Below are 20113 nucleotides of genomic sequence, written 5' to 3'. Positions count from 1 at the left end.
CTATTTAATGGACACTATGTTCAATCAACTGCACCCTGAATGGCAGGAACTTCTGGCCGACCAAAGAGAATTACTCGATGAGATATCTTTGGTCTTGGCAGGTCAAAAAGAGGTTGTGCCGGAAAAGCCAAATATCATGCGAGCTTTTAGGTTTCCTCCCGAGCACTTTCGGGTACTGATCGTCGGTCAAGACCCATACCCGAATGCCGTTCACGCTACTGGTCTGGCTTTTTGCGTCCCAGAAGGAACAGCCCCACTCCCACCAACTCTTCGAAACATAATCAAAGAGTTGCGTGATGACCTTGGCCAAAACTTTGTGGCGACCGGAGATATTTCCAACTGGGCCAATCAAGGCGTCATGCTCCTAAACCGTTCTCTAACTACCCGTGTCGGTCAGACTGCTGCACACTTCGACATCGGCTGGGACATCTTTACCTCTCGAGCAATTCAGGTTCTTCAAGAGGTCCACAAGGGCAAATTAGTCGCGATTTTATGGGGACAGCGAGCAGGAGAATTAGCAGGGGATCTGAGTCTGTCTAAGGTATTGAAGAGCCCACACCCTTCTCCGCTTTCGAGCTATCGGGGTTTCTTTGGTTCGAAGCCGTTTTCTAGTTGTAACAAACTGTTGACAGAATCAGGTCTACCGCCGATCGATTGGAGCTGTTAGTGGTGGATAGCAAAACTCGATGGGCAATGATTCGCCGCCTGCGGCAGAACCCCGCCTTACCGGTACCCGAAGTACTGATTCGGAACGTTGCGACAGAGGACTTGCCCGCAATCAAAGACATTTATAACTACTTCATCAGAAATACGGTCATCACCTTTGACGATGCACCTTTAAAGCTTGATTTTTGGCAAGAGAAATATGACATGGCTCAGAAATTCGATTTGCCTTTTTTGGTGATGGTGCGAGGGTTCGATGTTTTAGGGTTTGCGTTAGTTTCTCCATGGAGACAGCGATCCGGTTATCTGAAGGTTGTGGAGAACTCGATTTACCTCTCTGCGCCTGCAACCGGTAAGGGCTTGGGTACGAAGCTGTTCACCGCGCTTTTGGAGCGCTGTCGAGCCGTGGGTATCAAAGAAGTCATTGCTGTAATCGCGGATCGCGGTGCTCATGCATCGATTGCACTCCATGAGAAATTTGGCTTTGTGCAGCAGGGGCATTTGGCCAACGTCGCCAATCGCTTCGGCAAGCCAATAGGAAGTTACTTGCTGTCCCTTAAGCTACCGAAGTCCTAGCCCTCTAGGGTTCGGCTACGAATACCTCACTTGCTTTCTTTCGCGGATGAACCATTCAAAAACGCGGGGACCGGAAGCTTTTCAACTTTTACACCGTAGTACTCACCGAGACGCCTTAGAATTTCACCTCTCTGTGTCAAACCGGTAGTAAATGTATTTCCAGCAGTAAGGGTATCTCCAGCCGCATATAGCTGGACCGCTCTAAATTCTCTTAGTTGAATTGCTGAGGAGCTAGGTTTTTAACGACCGAAGCTGTGGTTCATCTCCTGGCAACCTCGATGGTAACTCCGGCGAAGAAGAAATCGGTGAGCATTCGTGCGGCGGCGAAGGCAACGCGATCGAGTCAATCAATCGGCGAAGCCGATTCTGGAACTAGCACCGAGCGAACGTTTACCCCGCAGTGCTTTTTTATCTCGGTGGTGATGCGCTATGTGGCATCTTCGGGAGAGCGGATTTTCACCGCTACAGGCGCCTCTGCCCCGCGCAACCCGTAGCGGACGAGGAAACTAGGATCGCGAGACCATAATCTTCGCGCCGGAGGCGCCCACGGTCAAATCCTGGAGGCAGTAAAGCAGAGCGAACTTGAGGGCCAAGCAGGACATGGACTTTGTTGTTAAATTCCTCAAACATAACGAAAGTGTTGAACATGTGTGCAACTTGGTTGGAAATAGGTCCAAGCCTCTATCTTAATTTATAGATTTTACTCATTCGCAGATTTTCAAAGATGAGAGCAGGGTCGGAATTGAGCCAAAGCACGGGTCAGTCCTCTCGACTGGAGAACCTCAGGGACAGCCCTAAGGCTCAAGTGCTGATAATTGGCGGCGGCATTAACGGCCTGGCAACATTTCGCGATTTGGCCCTTCAGGGAATAGATGTTGTCCTTGTCGAGCAAAACGATTACTGCTCCGGGGCATCCGCAGCCTCCTCACACATGATCCACGGAGGCGTTCGGTACCTAGAGAACGGCGAGATTCGTCTCGTCAAAGAATCCCTTGAAGAAAGAAATCGTCTCCTGAAAGCGGCCCCTCACTACGTAAAGCCTCTCAAGACCACTATGCCGATTTTTTCAATCTTCTCAGGCCTAATCAGCGCTCCCATTCGACTCTTTACCCACGCGCAGGGCAAACCCAAAGAACGCGGCGCCATCTTGATCAAGGTCGGGCTGTTGCTTTATGACACCTTCGGTCGAAACGGTGGAACGATGCCACGGCATCGTTTCCTCGGACAGAAAAAATCCAAGGCTGAAATGCCTTCGCTCAACAAAGACGTCAAGTTCACGGCCACTTATTACGATGCAGCAATGGACAATCCAGAAAGACTTGCTCTTGATGTTTTGTTTGACGGCTTGGCGGCCGGTTCGAATGCAAGAAGCTACAACTACGTTTCAGCCGGTGCTCGCTCCGGTGGCAAGACAGTTTTGAAGGACATGCTCACCGGCGAAGAGATTGCATTCACAGCCGATGTGATTGTAAACACCACCGGTCCTTGGACTGACATGACCAACCGGAGCCTAGGTTTTGACACCGGCTACATGGCAGGCACCAAGGGCTCCCACATTGTTTTGGACAATAAGGAGCTGCTTCAAGCGTGCGACAACCGAGAAATTTTCTTTGAAAACCGCGATGGACGCATCGTATTGATGTATCCAATCTTGGGAAAAGTATTGGTTGGCACCACGGACATTCCTCATGACATGAGTGAGCCAGCGGTGTGTACCGACGAAGAGGTCGACTACTTCTTCAAGCTGGTCGCTTACGTTTTCCCAGAAATCAAAATTGATGAAGATCAGATTGTCTTCAAGTACTCCGGTGTAAGGCCGCTCGCTGCTAGCGGAGACATCAACCCTGGGGTCGTTTCTCGTGATTACCGGATCGTCCGAACTTCAGCCGAGAACGACGTCCCAGTTCTTAGCCTGGTGGGCGGAAAGTGGACGACCTTCAGGGCTCTCGGAGAGCATCTTTCATCAGATGTGTTGAAACTGCTGGGCAAAAACCGAGTTCTGTCCACGCAGAAGCTTCCAATCGGTGGCGGAAAAGATTTCCCGACTGCCCCTGAAGCACAGCAGACGTGGGCTGAAGATAACCGAGGTTTGGTCTCCGAAGAGCGTGCCATGCAACTTCTTCTTCGCTACGGTACTCGCGCTAAAGCAATCTTGGAATACATCGCTGCCAATCCTGAGACTATGCTCACGCACAGTTCTGGGTTTTCAGATTCCGAGATTGACTTTTTGGTGAAGCACGAAAGCGTTTATCGACTCGAGGACCTTGTCAACCGGCGCACCAACCTTGCTTTCACCGGGTCAATGAGCACCTCTTCACTTAAGGAGCTAGCAAGCATCCTTCAGAAGTTCTTGGGCTGGGACGCAGCCAGGGCTTCCTCGGAAGTTTCGGAAATTTACATTGAGGCGGGGAGCCGGGTTTGAGCAAGCTAGTTCTAGAAAACATTTCTCTGAGACAAGATTCAGAAGACGTCATTTACGACCTCTCGGCGACCTTCAATAGCGGGATCAACCTGCTGATTGGTCCAACTACAGCGGGTAAGACCACATTGATGAGAATCATGGCCGGATTGGTCAAGCCATCTACCGGAACCATGAATCTGGGAGGAAAGGACATAACCAAGGTCTCGGTTCAACAGCGCTCGGTCTCCTTCGTCTATCAGCAGTTCATTAACTACCCGTCTCTATCTGTTTTTCAAAACATTGCGTCTCCGTTGCTGGCACAAAAGAAAAAGCAAAGCAAAGAGGAGGTTGCCGCAAGAGTTGAAGAAATGGCAAAGCTTTTAGGTCTTACACCGTTTTTGAAGCGCAAGCCCTCTGAGCTCTCCGGTGGTCAGCAGCAACGTGTTGCTATTGCTCGTGCTTTGGCCAGAAAAGCTGACGTTGTTTTGCTAGATGAGCCACTGGCCAACCTGGACTACAAGCTAAGGGAGCAGCTTCGAGAAGAGCTGCAAAGTATTTTCTCCGACGAGTCTTCTATCGTTATTTACTCAACGGCCGAGCCGTCCGAGGCCCTTGATTTTTCCACCGATACTTTCGTTATGAACGAGGGTAGTTTGATCCAGTCAGGCAAGGCTCTGGAGATCTACCAGAAGCCCCACTCATTGGCAGCAGCCGTCGCCATGGCCGATCCTCCAATCAACTTGCTTGGCTCAACCGTCGACGGCAAAACGGCCAACTTTGGCAAGGAAACCTTCGAGTTCTCAAGGCCCGAGATAGCTTCAGATTCATCCCGAGAAATTACTCTGGGAATTCAGCCTGGCAAGATCTTTCTTGAGCCCCAAGGCCCAAATAATGTTTCCTTCAGTTGTCGGGTCCAGCTTGCCGAAGTTACGGGAAGCTCGACTTTTGTACACGTTGAACTCGAAGCTGGAGAGCTGGTCGTAATCGAGGTTGAAGGAACTAAGAACTTTGCCATGGACAAACAGCTAACGGCCTACTTTGACCCAGCTGACCTCTACGGATTCGGCTCAAAATCAGGCAAGGCAATTTTTGCTCCGATCGGAAGGGCTAGGTAAATGGCTGAGATTCGCTTAGAAGGTGTCGCTCACTCCTACGACGGAGGTAAAACTTACGCCCTAAACCCAATCACCATGACTTGGGAAGACGGCAAGGCCTACGCCTTGCTAGGACCTAGTGGTTGCGGAAAGACCACGCTTTTGAACATTATTTCAGGTCTTCTAAAGCCATCTGAGGGAAAAGTTTTCATCGACGGTAAGGATGTCACCGACGTCATCACTGATAATCGAAACATCGCACAGGTGTTCCAGTTCCCAGTGCTATACGACACCATGAGCGTACGTAAGAACCTCGAGTTCCCGCTAAAAAACCGTAAAGTTTCAAGGGAAAAAATCGCTGAGCGAGTAAACGAAATCGCAGAGCTTCTGGGAATCGAAAATGATCTAGATAGCAAGCCATCGAAGCTCCGCTCTGATCTTCAGCAGATTGTTAGCCTGGGTCGCGGCTTGGTTCGCGAGGATGTGTCGGCGATCTTGTTCGATGAGCCACTTACAGTTATTGACCAGAACTTTAAGTGGACATTGCGTAACCGCCTAAAGAGATTGCACGTAGCTACCGGAGTCACAGTTGTCTACGTGACCCACGACCAAACCGAGGCTCTCACGTTCGCCGATGAGGTGCTTGTTATGGACAAGGGAAGCCTGGTTCAGGCCGGAACTGCCGAGTCTTTGTTCCTGGAGCCTCAGCATGAGTTCGTGGGGTACTTCATTGGATCACCGGGGATGAACTTTCTGGATGTTGAAGCGAAGTCTTCACTTCTTACCCACAACGGTAAGGAGATTGGAAAGGCCGCCAAGGCGGGCCTCAACGGCAGCCACCGCTTCGGAGTAAGGCCTGAGTTTCTGATTCCAAGCACAAAATCAGGTTTGGAGTTCAAAGTCGATCGCATCGAGGACCGTGGAGTATTCAAGCTGGTGCATTTGAGCAACGACGATTTCAAGTTCATCGCGAAGACCGAGGAAAGCTATGAGGCAGAAGTAGGCGGCAAAGCCACCTTCAGCTTCGACCCCAAGCGTGCGTTTGTTTACGACGTGAACCAAATGGCAGTTTCAACGGTTTCACCAAGCAGTGAAGGAGGCAACTAATCATGGATGCCAAACGGAAAAACAATAAAGCTTGGTTCCTTGTTCTGCCGGTGGTTTTTGTTGTGGCTTTCACTGCGATTATTCCGTTGATGGCCGTTGCTAACTACTCACTGCAGGACATTCAGGGTGCTGATAATCGCATATTCGTCGGTCTTGACTTCTTTAAGCGAGTTGCAACAGACCCAAACATCCAAGATGCCTTCGCTAGAAACTTAACTCTTTCGATGCAGGTTCTTTTGATTCAGATCCCACTTGGAATTTTCCTCGCCAGGTTAATGCCTAAATCTGGCTGGAAAGCCTCAGCTGCTTTGGTGGTTGTTGCAATTCCGTTGATTATTCCCTGGAACGTAGTTGGAACCACTTGGAGAATCTTCACCAGAAGCGACATCGGCTTGGGTGGTGTGCTGGTAAACAAATTTACTGATTACAACCTAAGCGAATCCACCTTCGATGCTTGGGTCACCATCCTGGTCATGGATACCTGGCATTGGACTCCACTTGTGACCTTGCTGGTCTATGCGGGATTACGGTCTATACCGCAGGCTTACTACCAGGCTGCGGCAATTGATGGAGCCTCGGCAATGGCGGTGTTCCGCTTCGTTGAGCTGCCAAAGCTCAAGCGAGTTCTAATGATTGCTCTTTTGCTTCGCTTTATGGACTCATTCATGATGTACACCGAGCCATTTGTGGTCACCGGTGGCGGTCCTGGATCATCCACCCAGACACTTAGTATTCTGCTCACCACCATCGCCATCGGTCAGTTCGACATAGGTGTGGCCGGAGCATTCTCACTCATGTACTTCTTGTTCATCCAAATCTTCTCATTCCTGTTCTTCACAGTTTTGACTCTAGACGAGCGCCCTGGCGCAACTAAGGTGACCCCGAAGGACAAGAGAAAACTGAGGGAAGAAAAAGAAGAAAACCAGTCAATTCGAAACTTAAGAAGGTTCTAAAATGACGACGATGATTGAGACTTCCGCAGCGGGCAAGAAGATCTCCCGCTTCAGAATAGACCTTAGGAGCTGGCTGTTCTGGCTGATCATGGCGGTCTGGGCTCTACCGGTTGTCTGGTTGGTATCTATGTCACTTCGTGACAACGCAGACATCCTTTCTTCGTTCGAGGTGATCCCCAGCAAGATTTCGCTCGATAGTTACGCACAGTTCTTTGCAGATCCAAGCTGGATCGGCTCCTACATGAATTCGATCACTTACACCCTGCTGAACACAGTGCTGTCGTTGCTTGTTGCCCTCCCAGCAGCATATGCATTTAGCCGCTATACCTTCTCGGGGGATAAGCACCTGTTCTTCTGGTTGCTTACAAACCGTATGGCTCCCGCGGCTGTGTTCTTGCTGCCTTTCTTCCAGCTCTACCAAGCAGTAAACCTGTTTGATACAGCGCTGGGTGTTGCTCTTGCTCACATGCTTTTCAACGTTCCGCTTGCGGTGTGGATACTGGAAGGCTTTATGTCGGGAGTGCCGAAACAGCTTGACGAAATTGCCGAAGTTGATGGCTACAAGTTCGGCAGGTTTTTCCTGACCATATTTATCCCGATGATCCGTTCCGGAATCGGCGTGACGGCGTTCTTCCTGTTTATGTTCAGCTGGGTTGAGCTATTGATTGCCAGAACCATTACTGCAACGGCTGCTAAGCCAATCGCGGCGCAGATGACGCGGACAGTTTCGGCATCCGGTCTTGACTGGTCGTTACTTTCGGCCGCGGGAGTAATGACCATCATTCCGGGAGTGATTGTCATCTGGTTCGTTAGAAACTACATCGCCAAGGGCTTTGCGTTAGGGCGTGTGTAAAAATGTTAGAAATTTTTGACTGGATTCCTTGGACTGCGCCGATTGCCTATATTTTTATCGGTTTGGCAGTAATGATTACCGGTCTAACCATCTGGGGTCACTACCGACCTCCGGTTAGACGAAAGGGCTTTTTAGGGTTGGTGACAGATAGAAGTGAGCGCGTTTACATCGCGATTGTTTCATTTGCGCTTGTGATGGTGGTCTCATTCTCGATTGTGGACAGCAACACCATGATATGGGCCCTGTCAGCTCTGGCCATGTCAGCAGGGATCTTGAAATGGGGATGAAGAATTCGGTGAGCAAGCTATGTTCACCGATTTGGGGCTCGAGGGTTTCCTCGGGTTCTAGAAATCTTGAAGAGACCAAGTTGGCCTCTCCAACTATGATGCGAAAGGTAAAAATGTTGAATAGAAATGTTCGTGAACGTAGCATCGCTGGTTTGGCCATGTCGGCCGCCGCGGTACTGCTATTGACTGGGTGTGCCTCAGCTGGGGATACATCATCATCATCAGGTGGGACCGTACCTGACGACATTGACGCAGTTGCTGCAAAGTGGGCCGACGGTGAGTTTGCACTCAGCGCTTTGACTCGCGATGAGAAAATTGCTGAAATGAAGTGGTTCGCTGAGGCGGCCTCAGCTCTTGGTGTTTCTGACATCAGTGTTGTCTCTGAGACTATCGACCCACACGTTTACGAGTCAGAGACTCTGACTCAGGCATTCAAGGAACTGACTGGAATTTCAGTAATCCACGACCTCATTGGCGAGGGTGACGTTATTGAAAGAATCCAGACTGAAATCAAGACCCGTACCTCGATCTACGATGGCTACATCAATGACTCCGACCTAATCGGAACTCACCAGCGTGGCGACTACATCTACCCAGTGGGCGAGCTAATGAAGGATTCAGCGATTACAAACCCAGGTTTGGACATCGAAGACTACATTGGCACAAGCTTCACCACTGGTTCTGATGGCGTTCTGTACCAGCTACCTGACCAGCAGTTCGCGAACCTTTACTGGTTCCGTTACGACTGGTTCAGCGACCCTGACATCCAGAAGCAGTTCAAGGACATCTACGGTTATGACCTAGGCGTTCCAGTGAACTGGTCAGCCTACGAGGACATCGCTAAGTTCTTCTCAACCGAAGTAAATGGCAATGGGTCAATCGATGGCAACAAGGTCTATGGTCACATGGACTACGCACAGCCAGGCCCATCACTTCAGTGGCGTTTTACTGACGCATGGCTATCCATGGCCGGCAACGGTGACGCAGGAGAGCCTAACGGTCTTCCTGTTGACGAGTGGGGTATCCGCGTTGAGGAATGTCACCCAGCTGGTTCATCAGTATCCCGCGGTGGAGACACAAACGGTCCTGCTTCCGTCTACGCTCTTCAGAAGTTTCTCGACTGGTTCGAGTACGCTCCTGACACAGCAAAGGGAATGGACTTCAGCGAAGCTGGAGGCGTAGTAGGTCAGGGTGAAATTGCTCAGCAGATTTTCTGGTACACAGTTTTCACTGCTTCTGCTACCGACCCATCGCTACCTGTTATGAATGAAGACGGATCACCGAAGTGGCGCATGGCTCCAAGCCCACACGGTTCCTACTGGAACGAAGGTCAGAAGCTTGGCTACCAGGACGTAGGATCATGGACATTCATGAACCACGCTGACGAGAACAGGCGCGCTGCCGCATGGCTTTACGCGCAGTTTGTAACCTCGAAGACCGTTGACGGTGCTAAGTCGGCCAAGGCACTGACGTTTATTCGTCAGTCAACTCTTGACCTTCAGTACTTCACCGACAACGCATACAAGTATGGAGGGCTCATCGAGTTCTACCGTTCATCAGACCGTGTTGCATGGTCTCCAACTGGTACCAACGTTCCTGACTACCCAACCATTTCTAACCTATGGTGGCAGTCAATTTCCAAGGCTGCATCAGGTGAGTTCACTGCCCAAGAGGCAATGAATGAGCTAGCAGCTGCACAGGATGACGTCATGGTCCGCCTAGAAGCATCGAACCCTGATGCTAACTGTGCGGTCAAGATGAACCCAGTGCAGGACGAGCAGTACTGGATCGATCAGCCAGGTGCGCCGGTTGCGAAACTTGCAAACGAGAAGCCAATGGGTGAAACCCAGGACTACGACGAACTAGTCAAGCGCTGGGCTTCCGGCAACTAATTCGGTTGTAGAGTAACGAGATTGTTGGCTGGCGGCTTCGGTTGCCAGCCAACAATTCTTTTCTAGAAGAATTGAGAAGCATTGAATAAGCCTGCGACCTCCCCGGTTACAAACTTGCTAGATGGAACCACCATTCCGCAGCTAGGCCTTGGCGTCTACAAGGTTGATAATGACATTGCCGCCCCACTGGTGTCTCACGCCCTACAAAACGGCTATCGACTAATAGACACAGCTTCGATGTATGAAAACGAAGTTGGGGTAGGTCAGGGGATAAGAGACTCCGGGGTGCCTCGCGAAGAGGTGCTGGTGGCCACCAAGTTCTGGATGGATGATTTAGGTTTTGAAAACACCCTTAGGGCTTTTGATAAGAGTTTAAAATCGCTCGGCCTCGACTACCTAGATTTATATCTAATTCACTGGCCAGCTCCGAAAAGAGGCCTCTTGTATGTTGACTCCTGGAAGGCCATGGAGAAGCTCAAAAACGAAGGTTTGATTCGCTCAATCGGTGTTTGTAATTTTCACACCCACCACATCGACGAAATTCTAAAAGTAGCCGAGCATAAGCCGGTTCTGAATCAAGTCGAACTTCACCCTTGGCTTACGCAGGAAAAGGTCTTGGAGTACGACAACTCGCGCGCAATCGCAACTCAGGCCTGGTCGCCGCTTGCAAGAGGGAAGATTCTAGAAGATCCGATGCTGGCAACCCTAGCTGAAGCATACGGAAAGTCAGTGGCTCAGGTTGTTTTGCGTTGGCATATCCAGAGGGGAGTGGCGGTGATACCAAAGTCAAACTCTAAAGAGCGCATTCTTGAGAACATAAATGTGTTTGATTTTGAGCTTACGGAGCAACAGATGTCAGAAATTACCGCTCTGAACACAAACTTCAGGACAGGCGTAGACCCAGAGGACCGAAACTAGTGGTTAGCCGATCCAGTCGACGCTTCCGCTCTTAATCTGGCATGTTTGGCGCCCACCTTCTGCCCTCGCGCCAGCGTGAACGAAGCTGATCAAGATCATCCCAGAACCCAACTGCAAGTCCAACCGCGTAGGCTGCTCCCAAAACGAGAGTCTTAAGAATTCAACACATACGAGCTCGCGGAATTATTTCTTTGCTCGCGCGTCGAATGCGCTCCATGAGAAATCTCGGTCTGTGCAGCGGGGAAATTTGGCCAATGTCACCAATCGCTTCGGTAAGCCAATAGGAAGCTACTTACTGTCCCTTACGCTGCCGAAGTCCTGGCCATCTAGGGTTTGGCTACCAGTACTTCCTTGATGTTTTCCCGCAAGGTTCCCAAGGCCTCGGGGGAAAGTCCGTCTGTCGTAATGACGCCGTCTGCCTCCGATAACTCGGCGAAAGAGCTGAAGCCCCGAATGCCCCACTTGGTGTGGTCGGCGAGAACCACAAATTTAGCGGCCCTTCGAATTACTTCGCGGTTGGTATCAGCCTCAATTAGGTTCGGCGAGCTAAATCCAAATTCAATGTCCATGCCGTGGGTGCCCATAAATACCAAATCGAGGTTAAATCTTGCAAAGGCTTCGGTCGTGATGTTTCCAACTAAAGAATCGGTAGGCGTTCTGACGCCGCCGGTTAGTACAACAGTCTGATCACCCCTTGGTTGCTGGGCGAATAGATCGGAAACAGGTACTGAGTTTGTTACGACGGTGAGCGAAGGCATCTCTCTGAGTCTTTTTGCCAAAGCGTATACGGAGCTTCCGCCCATCAGGGCAATTGCCTGACCCGGACGAACCATTTCGGCGGCGAGTTTTGCGACTGCATCTTTAGAGGTTTGCTCTTTCAGCGAGTTAAAGGCAAAGGGAGGTTCCACGGTTGATGAAAGAGAGTTTGCAGTTACCCCACCATGAACCTTGTCAACAAGGCCTTGGTCGGTTAAGGCTTCGACGTCCCGCCGGATTGTAACCTCGGAGACGCCAAGACTTTTTGCAAGTTCCGAGATTCGCCTGGCCCCTGATAGCGATACTTCTTCCAGTATCAGGGCCTTACGTTGAGCTGCGAGCATCGCCGACCTTTCTCTAAAACCTAGGTAGAGGCTAGTGCGAAATATCAAAAATGTTCGGATATTTACTAACGGAATGATTACTTTTGTCGCTTTTTATTCGAAAAGTTTGCAATTATTGCGTAAGTTCGTTTTTACCCGATCGTTTGAGCCTTTTTTATTTTGCTCAAACAATAAAGATTAGGAAGGGGCGAGCTGACAATCGAGCCCGGCACAAGTCGGGTTCGGAGCAAAACTGAAATAGCAACTGAGTAGATAACTGGGTGCGGCTTCGGCAGCACCCAGTTATCGCAGAACTTCAGCTATCGTCAAACCAGGAGCACCAAACAGATTCGGACCAAGATTGAAACCTTCTAGCTTTGCTCACCTGCGCCAAGACGGCGTCTCGTTCTTAGTAAGCCTTACGCCCGAACTGGTTCGAATAATCCACTGGGGCGAAGACCTGGGAGATATAAAAGACTTTGAGAGCTACTTAGCCGCGAGCATTGAGCCCACGGCGCATGCCGAGGGCGACTTCCCGGACCAGTCTGGTATTTGGCGAGAGCAAGCTCGTGGCGCAATTGGTTCCCCTGTCCTTAGGGGGCACCGACAAGGAGAAGACTTTTCTCCACTGTTTGTCTTAATCAGTCACTCGTCCAGTGAACAAGAACTCGTTGTCGTTGGGGAAGATGCTGCTGCTGGCTTGCGAATAGAAACAAGCTTTAGCTTTGTGGGTGCGGGTGTTCTTGTTACAACGCAGGCAGTCACCAACATTGGCCCCGGTGACTATTTCCTTGAAGACTTGGCTACTTACCTACCACTTCCCGACAGAGCCCAAGAGTCCTTAGATTTCGCAGGCCGCTGGGTCAAAGAGCGCCAGCCCGTGCGCAGGCAAATTCAACCCGGTGTTGTATCCCGCGAGGTTCGAGAAGGCAGGACCAGTCACGACTACACAATTCTGCAATTGGCGATGACTACGGCAGCTACCTTTAGAACTGGAGAGGTCTGGGCTATGGGGTTAATGTTTTCCGGTAACTCTCGGCACACCATCGAGCAGTTGCAATCTGGCAGAAAGTCAATCTCCGCCAGCGAGCTTCTAATGCCGGGAGAAATGATTCTGGAAGCGGGCAAAAGCTACGAGGCGGCACCAGTCGCCGCTGTCTACTCAAATTCTGGAGTAGACGGCACGTCTGATAGGTCTTATCGCTGGCTTCGATCAAGACCTGATCACCCAACCAACAAGCGGCCGAGGCCGCTGACCCTGAATGTCTGGGAGGCGGTCTACTTTGACCACGACCTAGGCAAGCTCACCGAGTTGGCAAAGGTGGCTAAGAGGATCGGCGTCGAGCGCTTTGTCTTGGACGATGGCTGGTTCGGCTCAAGGCGGGACGACACCTCAGGTCTGGGGGACTGGGTAATTTCCAAGGATGTATGGCCGGAGGGTCTCGGTCCACTAATTGAAGTGGTCAAGGCAAACGGGATGGAGTTCGGTCTTTGGTTTGAGGGCGAAATGGTCAACCCAGACTCGGACGTATATCGCGCCCACCCGGAATGGATTTTGAACGTTGATGGGAGAGTGCCGCCGACCGGGCGAGGTCAGCTGGTGTTGGATCTCACGAATCCTAATTGCTATCAACACGTTTTTGATCAGACCAACAAGATTTTGACGGATTTCGATATCAGCTACATCAAGTGGGACCATAATCGGCCCCTGGTTGACCCAGGCCACAATGGCAAGGCTGCAGTTCACGAGCAAACCAAGTCGCTTTACAGGCTGTTCACAGAGCTGAAAGCGAACCACCCGGGCTTGGAGATTGAAAGCTGCGCCTCCGGTGGCGGGCGAGTTGATCTTGGCATTGCTCAAATTGTTGACCGGTTCTGGGTCTCCGATTGCAATGACGCATTGGAGCGCCAGTACATCCAGCGCTACACGCAAATTGGGATTCCGCCAGAAATGCTCGGAAGCCACATTGGTCCGACAGAGTCTCACACCACCGGAAGGGTTCACTCACTAGGGTTCAGAGCAATCACTGCCCTGTTTGGCCACGCCGGTTTGGAGTGGGACATAACTAAAGCAACCGCGGATGAGCAGGATCACCTGAAGAATTGGGCAACTTATTACAAGAAAAACCGCGATCTTCTACACTCCGGGAAAGTGGTGCGTGTCGAGACTGATAACGAAGCTACTTTTGTTCATGGAGTAGTGTCCCAAGATCAATCGAAGGCGATATTCGCTTATGTGACCCTTCAGGGACAGGCCGCATCGCGAGCAAACGCCATTTTGATTGACGGCCTTGATTCAAACCGAAGTTATTCGGTGAAAGCGGTCTATCCGGTTGGTAAACCGGTTTTTCAAGAGCGGACCGGCCCTAAGTGGCTTGATGGCGTTGTCCTAACCGGCAAGGCACTCACTCAAATGGGCCTCCGGGCTCCAATTTTGTTCCCAGAAACGGCACTACTAATAGAAATTGAGGCAATCTAATGTTGAAAACCAACAAACTGTTCTTTGGCGGCGACTACAACCCGGAACAGTGGTCAAAGGATGTCTGGAAACAAGATATTCAGCTGATGCAAAAAGCTAACGTAAACCTGGTGTCTCTTGGCATCTTTTCTTGGGCGAAATTAGAAATTAGCGACGGGGACTATCAGTTTGAATGGCTCGATGAAGTCATGGACCTTTTGCACGCAAGCGGCATTTCAGTTGACCTGGCGAATGCAACTGCCTCACCGCCAGCTTGGTTGTCCTCGAAACATCCTGAGATTCTGCCGGTCAACTTCGATGGCATCCGCTTGGAATTTGGAGGCCGTCAGGCTTACTGCGCTGCAAGCACCGTTTATAAGCAAAAGGCGGCACAGCTAACCGAGAAGCTGGCCGAGAGATATGCCAAACACCCAGCTGTAGTCATGTGGCACGTGAACAACGAATATGGTTGTCATGCGCCATATTGCTACTGCGATGCGTCTAGGGACGCATTTATTGGTTGGCTGAAAAATAAGTACACGTCCATAGAAGAACTAAATACTTCCTGGGGCACCGACTTCTGGTCTCAGCGCTACTACAACTGGGAGGAGATTCCCGCCCCAAAGAGAACTCCGGATGGCACTCACCCAAACCCAGGTGCGCAGATTGACTATAGGCGGTTTACTTCCGATATCACGCTAGATCTATTCAAGACCGAGCGTGACATCATCAAAAAATACGACAAGGTAAACCCCGTCACTACAAATTTCATGTCCATGAAGTTCACTCACGCGATGGACTACTTTGCATGGGCTAAGGAAGTGGATTTTGTTTCCACCGATCACTACCTGGCGCAGCATGACATCGAAAATCATATTGACTTGGCTCAGATGGCGGATCTGACCAGAGGATTCGCAAACGGCAAGCAGTGGTTACTCATGGAGCACAGCTCGTCAGCCGTTAACTGGCAGCCAAGAAACTACGCCAAGACACCGGGTCAAGAAAAGCGCAACGCCATGAGTTTTGTGGCCCGAGGTTCACAGGGAGCAATGTATTTCCAGTGGCGCCAAAGCCAAGCAGGCTCTGAGAGATTTCACTCCGCGATGGTTCCTCATGCGGGTGAGGACACGAGGGTCTATCGAGAAATTATGGAGCTCGGGGCCTTGCTAAACGAGCATCCAGATTTGGCTAACTACGAAACCGCCAGAGCTGATGTGGCGATGGTTTATGACTACGAGCAGATGTGGGCGATGATGCAGGACAACCTGCCAACCGAGGACGTCAGCTATCCGGAAACAGTTGCGGCCTGGTATCGAGCACTCTATAAAGAAGGCATCTCGGTAGATTTTGTTTCTGCGGACGTGGACCTGACAACGCTGAAGGGCTACAAGTTAGTTTTGATGCCAATGGTTCACATGCTCTCGGATCCTCAGGAGCAGGTGTTCACCAACTACGCGACCAACGGTGGAAACCTAGTGGTTGGATACTTCTCGAACATTTCCGACCGGACGCTGCGAGTGAAACTTGGCGGCTACGGTGGCGCACTGGTCAAGGACGTTATCGGTGTATACGTCGAAGAGTTCTATCCGTTCCGCGAGGCCACTGTTGAGCTTTCTAATGGATACCAGGCGAAGCTGTGGGGAGAGCTATCGAGACTAAACGGCGCGGAATTGGTCGCTGAGTTCAAGACTGGTCAGGCCTTAGGGAGCGTTGCAATCGCAAAGCGCAAGTTGGGGTCTTCGACTGCTTGGTACCAAGGTACAGAACTCACTGATGACTCGCAGCGTGCATTCTTCCGAGGCATAGCCGCGGATTTGGGTATCCAGGCAACCGGTCTTGAGTCCACCGAAGTTGTAAAGCGTGGGCCGTACCAGATAGAAATTGACCACAAGGCCAACACTGTCAAGGTGACAAAGAGCTAGGTAGGCAGCTTGCTGAACAGAATAAAAAAAGGGTTCCGATTTCTCGGAACCCTTTTTATTCGTGCGGGTGAAGGGACTTGAACCCCCACGCCTCGCGGCGCCAGATCCTAAATCTGGTGCGTCTGCCAATTTCGCCACACCCGCAACTCCAACAAAGCATAATGGCTTTTTAGGCTGTGGAAAACCCAAGACCAAGCTTTTCGGTTCGTGGCATTGTTTTGGGATGGATCAGCTCGAGGAAATTTTAGGTAGGACACGGTTTTTGGCGCGCACCAAAGCTCTTGATGTTGGCGCGGCCACACAGTTAGCGATTGATAGGGCAGCGGAGGTCCATCACGGCCCGCTGGATGAGGCGCTGCTTAGTGAACAGGCGAATCTTGAGCTAACCGGTTTGGGAGTCTTACAGCCGTTGCTGGACGATCCCGAAATCGAAGAGATTTGGATAAATCGCCCCAACGAGATTCACTACTTCGGAGCGAACGGGCACAAGCTGCTTGTGACGGAGGTTTCAGCTACTCAAATTAGGAACTTATGCTTCCGCATGCTTTCTTTTTCAAGGCGCCGGGTTGACCGCATGACGCCCTATGTCGACGCGGCCTTAAGGGACGGCTCAAGACTGCACATCGTTATTCCGGAGGTGACCTCGGAGCATTGGGCAATAAACATTAGGAAATTCAATAAGCCAAACGTCACACTGGCTCAGCTTCAGGAGCTTGGAAGCGTCACACACCAGCAAGTTGAATTGCTTTCGGACGCCATGATTACAGGCAAGAGCGTTTTGGTGTCCGGTGCCACCCAAGCTGGCAAGACGACGCTTATGACGGCCATGCTCGCTGCCTCAAATAGCCAAGATCGAATTATTTCATGCGAGGACACATTCGAGCTTTCTCTAAACCAGTCCGATTGGGTGGCCATGCAGACTAGGCCCGCCGGCACCGAAGGTGCGCCCGAGATTTCACTTAGGGAGCTGGTTCGTCAGGCGTTGCGTATGCGCCCGGATCGCTTAGTTATTGGCGAGGTTAGAGGCGCCGAAGCTTTGGACATGCTGATTGCACTTAATTCAGGAATCCCTGGTCTATGCACGCTGCATGCCGATTCGGCCAGGGCCGCAATCCGAAAGGTTATGACTTTGCCACTATTAGCTGGGGAGAACATCTCCGACGCTTTTTTGCGGCCGACTGTTTTGGGCGCGTTTGATCTTGTTGTTTTTTGTTCACGTGATGAACTCGGGCAAAGAAAAGTGAGTGAGATCCTCGAGGTGACAAGTGAACTTCTTTAGCCTTTTAATTTCAAGCGCGGGGCTTTACTCCAGGAGAAAAGAAACCTTCATATTGGCTGCTCTGGCAGTAATTTTGTCGGCTGCCCTTACTCAAGCTACGACTGATGTTCTGGGCTTGTCGCTTTCGCTGAGCGCACTGACGGCCGGTGCGGTTATCGAGGCCATCAGGTTACGCGCTCGATCAAGGCAAAACCACTTAGACCGACTCTGGCCGCGGGTGTTCGATTCTTTTCAAAACGCTACGCAATCCGGATTATCACTACAAGAGCAGCTTGAATACCTAGGGACCATGGGCCCAATTCGCTTGAGGGTTCATTTCGCGAGGCTGCATCGTGACCTAGGCAGAGGTAATGACATCACTGAAAGCCTTGAGGTATTTCGCGAGGCGATTGGATCCAGACAGGGTGACGCGCTGTCCTTACTGATCGAGGTAACAACGGAGCTTGGAACCGCCGGAGTCGCGGAGAGCTGGAGAAAGGCTGCGGCCAACCTTCGATCAGAGCAGGCAATGTTCGGCGAGGTTATTGCAAAGCAGGGCTGGGTACTTGGAAGCGCAAAGGTTGCTCTTGTGGCTCCGTGGCTGGTCGCGTTCTTGCTGGTGCGACTAGAACAAAATCGTGCGGCTTTCGAAACTGGGCCAGGTGCCCTGGTTTTATTAACGGGTCTTCTTTTGTCTTTACTTGCGTATGTAGCCGTGAACAAGCTGGGCAGCCTCACTCTGCCAGGAAGGATCTTTAATGCGACTTTCTAACCGAGTGCTGAGCGCTCACCTACCTCCGGCAAAGCCAGGGCTGAAGCTACGGGTCTCTAGATATCAAAAAAACTTTTTTGCTGCAAAAAACAACAAGGCTCTTCGAGAACTCCCCGACTTCACCGAGGTAGTGGCTTTACTTTTGCAAACCGGGCTTCCTGTGGGTGTGGCGCTTAGTTGGTTGCAGCCTCGAATGACCGGAGAGCTGGGCAGGGAGTTGTCGATCGTAATCAACAACATCGGTCTTGGTGCCGATTTGGCAGCGGAGCTCTCAGAAGCCGCAACTCGCATCGGGCACGAGGGCTTTCATGAGTTGGTTGAAAAGCTCAGTATGAGCCTTGACAGGGGAGCGCCGGTCGCGGAGCAGACTATGCAGTTGGCTTATTCGCTGAGGCAAGAGCAAGGACGAGGGCTACTTCGCCAAGCCGGTTCAAGTGAAACCAAAATGCTGATTCCAACGGTCTTCGTGATTCTTCCGGTAACTGTTCTTTTTGCTGTATTTCCTTCCGTGTTAGTGCTGCAACAGTCTTTTTGAAAGGAGATGGCAATGGACAAACTTAAATCAGACAGGGGTGACGTTCCTGGTTGGGTGCTAATCACTCTCATGACGGCAGGATTGGTGGTGTTGATATGGGCATTCGCCGGACCTGCGCTCGAAGGCGTATTCGAGCAAGCAATGTCAAGGGTGGTCTCTTTCTAGCTGAGAAAGGTAACTCAGTCGTATCGGCGGTCATGAACATCGCACTTGCGACCCTCATAACGCTCAGCTCGGTAACGGTGGTGTTTAGTGCCTACTACGGTCTGATTATTAGAGACGCTGTCATCACCGCAGCATCTCGTGCTGGAAAGGCTGAATCAGTCAACCAGTATCCGTATTTATTGCAAATGCTAAAAAATAGTCTTCCTTCCCTGGCCAACTACGAGGCGGACATTGTTCAAGAGGGCGACTTTATGAGGGTGAACGTGACCGCTAAGCTTCCCGGTTTCGGTTTTATCGAACCGCCGCCGATTAATTACTCGGCGCTCGCGGCGAGGGAAACCGTTGGATGAGACCGGTTCCAGTCCGCTGGAGGCCGTAGCACTTTTAATGCTGTTGGTGTTGCCTATTGCGCCTGCGTTGGGCCTCTATCAACACTTGAGCGATTCTCTGGCTGCGGAGTCAATTGCTAGGCACGGACTTAGGTCAGCTGTTCTGTCGAAGGAAAAAGGGGAGGTCCCCAGACAGCTCGGCGCTGTTTTGGAGTCCCTGGCCGCGAGCTGGGGTAAAAGCCTCGGAGGCTACGAACTTCGATGCCTAAGCGACTGCCGGGATTCAGATATTTTGTCATTGGAGATTTCGATTGGCTCGGCAAGAGCCATTCAAAGTGCTGGGTTAGAACCAAGATGAAATCAGACCGCGGAACAATTGCACCGCTTATCGCCACCTACCTGGCTTTGATCTTGCTGTCCGTGTTTGGTTCAGTGGCTGTCGTAACTGCGTTGGTTGCTGTGAATCGAGTTCAGGGAACTGCCGACATGGCGATTCTCTATGCCCACGACAGGTCTGTAACGGCGGGCATCCCTAACCAGGCACAGCTGTCCCATGAGATTGCGCTGTTTCTTCAAAAAGCACCAAGTGCTCAAAGGTTGGTCATTCTCTCGACTGCAGTTCGGGTGAAGGCGGAGACTTCGACACTAAGAATGTGCGCCAGGTATCAAAACCCCTTGGGAATCGGTGTCGATAGCGCAATTATTTGCCGAGAATCGAAAGCCAAAAGCTTTCTTGTTCCCTAGCCGTCAGTTGGAAAATGACACAGTGCTGCACAAAACATCCAAGTTTCATCAGGCGAAAAAAAAGATGAATCACTCGCCAATCCGATTCGTTATCAAACTGAAACACG

21 protein-coding genes and 1 tRNA gene are annotated in these 20113 nt (G+C 51.1%); 20 read left to right on the top strand and 2 right to left on the bottom strand.

Going from position 1 to position 20113, the window contains the following annotated elements; all coding sequences use genetic code 11:
• The first annotated feature begins 16 nt into the window (after nucleotides 1–16).
• The 11 genes from ABXT50_RS04765 (at nucleotide 17) to ABXT50_RS04715 (ending at nucleotide 10744) form a co-directional block, all read left to right on the top strand.
• A complete protein-coding gene (locus tag ABXT50_RS04765) occupies nucleotides 17–667 on the top strand; it encodes a uracil-DNA glycosylase (protein ID WP_415273746.1) in 651 nt (216 codons plus the stop codon).
• Between the two features lie 2 nt (nucleotides 668–669).
• Nucleotides 670–1239: a GNAT family N-acetyltransferase gene (locus ABXT50_RS04760; protein WP_415273745.1), complete on the top strand. Its 570-nt coding sequence runs from the start codon at nucleotides 670–672 to the stop codon at nucleotides 1237–1239.
• Nucleotides 1240–1544: 305 nt separating this feature from the next.
• Entirely contained in the window at nucleotides 1545–1733 is a 189-nt protein-coding gene (locus ABXT50_RS04755) for a hypothetical protein (protein WP_415273744.1), read from the top strand.
• A gap of 230 nt (nucleotides 1734–1963) precedes the next feature.
• Entirely contained in the window at nucleotides 1964–3661 is a 1698-nt protein-coding gene (locus ABXT50_RS04750; protein WP_415273743.1) for an FAD-dependent oxidoreductase, read from the top strand.
• Nucleotides 3658–4755, top strand: a complete 1098-nt coding sequence (locus tag ABXT50_RS04745; RefSeq protein WP_415273742.1) for an ABC transporter ATP-binding protein — start codon at nucleotides 3658–3660, stop codon at nucleotides 4753–4755. The genes ABXT50_RS04750 and ABXT50_RS04745 overlap by 4 nt, the downstream gene beginning before the upstream one ends.
• Nucleotides 4756–5841, top strand: coding sequence for an ABC transporter ATP-binding protein (locus ABXT50_RS04740; RefSeq protein ID WP_415273741.1), 1086 nt, complete (start codon nucleotides 4756–4758; stop codon nucleotides 5839–5841).
• Nucleotides 5842–5843: 2 nt separating this feature from the next.
• Complete coding sequence (locus tag ABXT50_RS04735) at nucleotides 5844–6794, top strand: carbohydrate ABC transporter permease (protein WP_415273740.1); 951 nt, start codon at nucleotides 5844–5846, stop codon at nucleotides 6792–6794.
• An 88-nt stretch (nucleotides 6795–6882) separates the two neighbouring features.
• On the top strand, nucleotides 6883–7647 hold the full coding sequence (locus ABXT50_RS04730) for a carbohydrate ABC transporter permease (RefSeq protein ID WP_415274811.1): 765 nt from the start codon (nucleotides 6883–6885) through the stop codon (nucleotides 7645–7647).
• A 2-nt stretch (nucleotides 7648–7649) separates the two neighbouring features.
• Nucleotides 7650–7934, top strand: coding sequence for a DUF2160 family membrane protein (locus ABXT50_RS04725; protein WP_415273739.1), 285 nt, complete (start codon nucleotides 7650–7652; stop codon nucleotides 7932–7934).
• Nucleotides 7935–8047: 113 nt separating this feature from the next.
• Nucleotides 8048–9826: an ABC transporter substrate-binding protein gene (locus ABXT50_RS04720; protein WP_415273738.1), complete on the top strand. Its 1779-nt coding sequence runs from the start codon at nucleotides 8048–8050 to the stop codon at nucleotides 9824–9826.
• 81 nt (nucleotides 9827–9907) lie between these two features.
• Nucleotides 9908–10744, top strand: a complete 837-nt coding sequence (locus tag ABXT50_RS04715; protein WP_415273737.1) for an aldo/keto reductase — start codon at nucleotides 9908–9910, stop codon at nucleotides 10742–10744.
• A gap of 326 nt (nucleotides 10745–11070) precedes the next feature.
• Here ABXT50_RS04715 and ABXT50_RS04710 read toward each other — a convergent pair whose 3' ends face one another.
• Nucleotides 11071–11844: a DeoR/GlpR family DNA-binding transcription regulator gene (locus ABXT50_RS04710; RefSeq protein WP_415273736.1), complete on the bottom strand. Its 774-nt coding sequence runs from the start codon at nucleotides 11842–11844 to the stop codon at nucleotides 11071–11073.
• A 340-nt stretch (nucleotides 11845–12184) separates the two neighbouring features.
• Between ABXT50_RS04710 and ABXT50_RS04705 the strand changes: the two genes are divergently transcribed.
• Both ABXT50_RS04705 and ABXT50_RS04700 read left to right on the top strand, forming a co-directional pair.
• Complete coding sequence (locus ABXT50_RS04705; RefSeq protein WP_415273735.1) at nucleotides 12185–14302, top strand: alpha-galactosidase; 2118 nt, start codon at nucleotides 12185–12187, stop codon at nucleotides 14300–14302.
• On the top strand, nucleotides 14302–16203 hold the full coding sequence (locus tag ABXT50_RS04700) for a beta-galactosidase (protein ID WP_415273734.1): 1902 nt from the start codon (nucleotides 14302–14304) through the stop codon (nucleotides 16201–16203). Before ABXT50_RS04705 ends, ABXT50_RS04700 begins: the two co-directional genes overlap by 1 nt.
• 62 nt (nucleotides 16204–16265) lie before the next feature.
• Here the strand turns inward: ABXT50_RS04700 and ABXT50_RS04695 are convergent.
• Nucleotides 16266–16347, bottom strand: a tRNA-Leu gene (locus tag ABXT50_RS04695).
• Between the two features lie 118 nt (nucleotides 16348–16465).
• On the opposite strand from ABXT50_RS04695, the gene ABXT50_RS04690 reads away from it, so the two are divergent.
• The 7 genes from ABXT50_RS04690 to ABXT50_RS04660 are packed head-to-tail and all read left to right on the top strand — an operon-like array spanning nucleotide 16466 to nucleotide 20006.
• Nucleotides 16466–17482, top strand: a complete 1017-nt coding sequence (locus ABXT50_RS04690) for a CpaF family protein (protein ID WP_415273733.1) — start codon at nucleotides 16466–16468, stop codon at nucleotides 17480–17482.
• A complete protein-coding gene (locus ABXT50_RS04685) occupies nucleotides 17469–18233 on the top strand; it encodes a type II secretion system F family protein (RefSeq protein ID WP_415273732.1) in 765 nt (254 codons plus the stop codon). Before ABXT50_RS04690 ends, ABXT50_RS04685 begins: the two co-directional genes overlap by 14 nt.
• Nucleotides 18220–18768: a type II secretion system F family protein gene (locus ABXT50_RS04680; RefSeq protein WP_415273731.1), complete on the top strand. Its 549-nt coding sequence runs from the start codon at nucleotides 18220–18222 to the stop codon at nucleotides 18766–18768. The genes ABXT50_RS04685 and ABXT50_RS04680 overlap by 14 nt, the downstream gene beginning before the upstream one ends.
• Before the next feature lie 12 nt (nucleotides 18769–18780).
• A complete protein-coding gene (locus ABXT50_RS04675; RefSeq protein WP_415274835.1) occupies nucleotides 18781–18933 on the top strand; it encodes a hypothetical protein in 153 nt (50 codons plus the stop codon).
• Nucleotides 18934–18965: 32 nt separating this feature from the next.
• Nucleotides 18966–19283, top strand: coding sequence for a hypothetical protein (locus ABXT50_RS04670; protein ID WP_415273730.1), 318 nt, complete (start codon nucleotides 18966–18968; stop codon nucleotides 19281–19283).
• Nucleotides 19276–19620, top strand: coding sequence for a hypothetical protein (locus ABXT50_RS04665; RefSeq protein ID WP_415273729.1), 345 nt, complete (start codon nucleotides 19276–19278; stop codon nucleotides 19618–19620). Before ABXT50_RS04670 ends, ABXT50_RS04665 begins: the two co-directional genes overlap by 8 nt.
• Nucleotides 19617–20006, top strand: coding sequence for a hypothetical protein (locus ABXT50_RS04660; protein WP_415273728.1), 390 nt, complete (start codon nucleotides 19617–19619; stop codon nucleotides 20004–20006). The genes ABXT50_RS04665 and ABXT50_RS04660 overlap by 4 nt, the downstream gene beginning before the upstream one ends.
• The last annotated feature ends 107 nt before the right edge of the window (nucleotides 20007–20113 follow it).

It is taken from the genome of Aquiluna sp. Uisw_065, assembly GCF_047731275.1.
In the GTDB taxonomy this organism is placed as follows: domain Bacteria; phylum Actinomycetota; class Actinomycetes; order Actinomycetales; family Microbacteriaceae; genus Aquiluna.
This window is presented reverse-complemented; position numbering and strand designations above follow the sequence as displayed.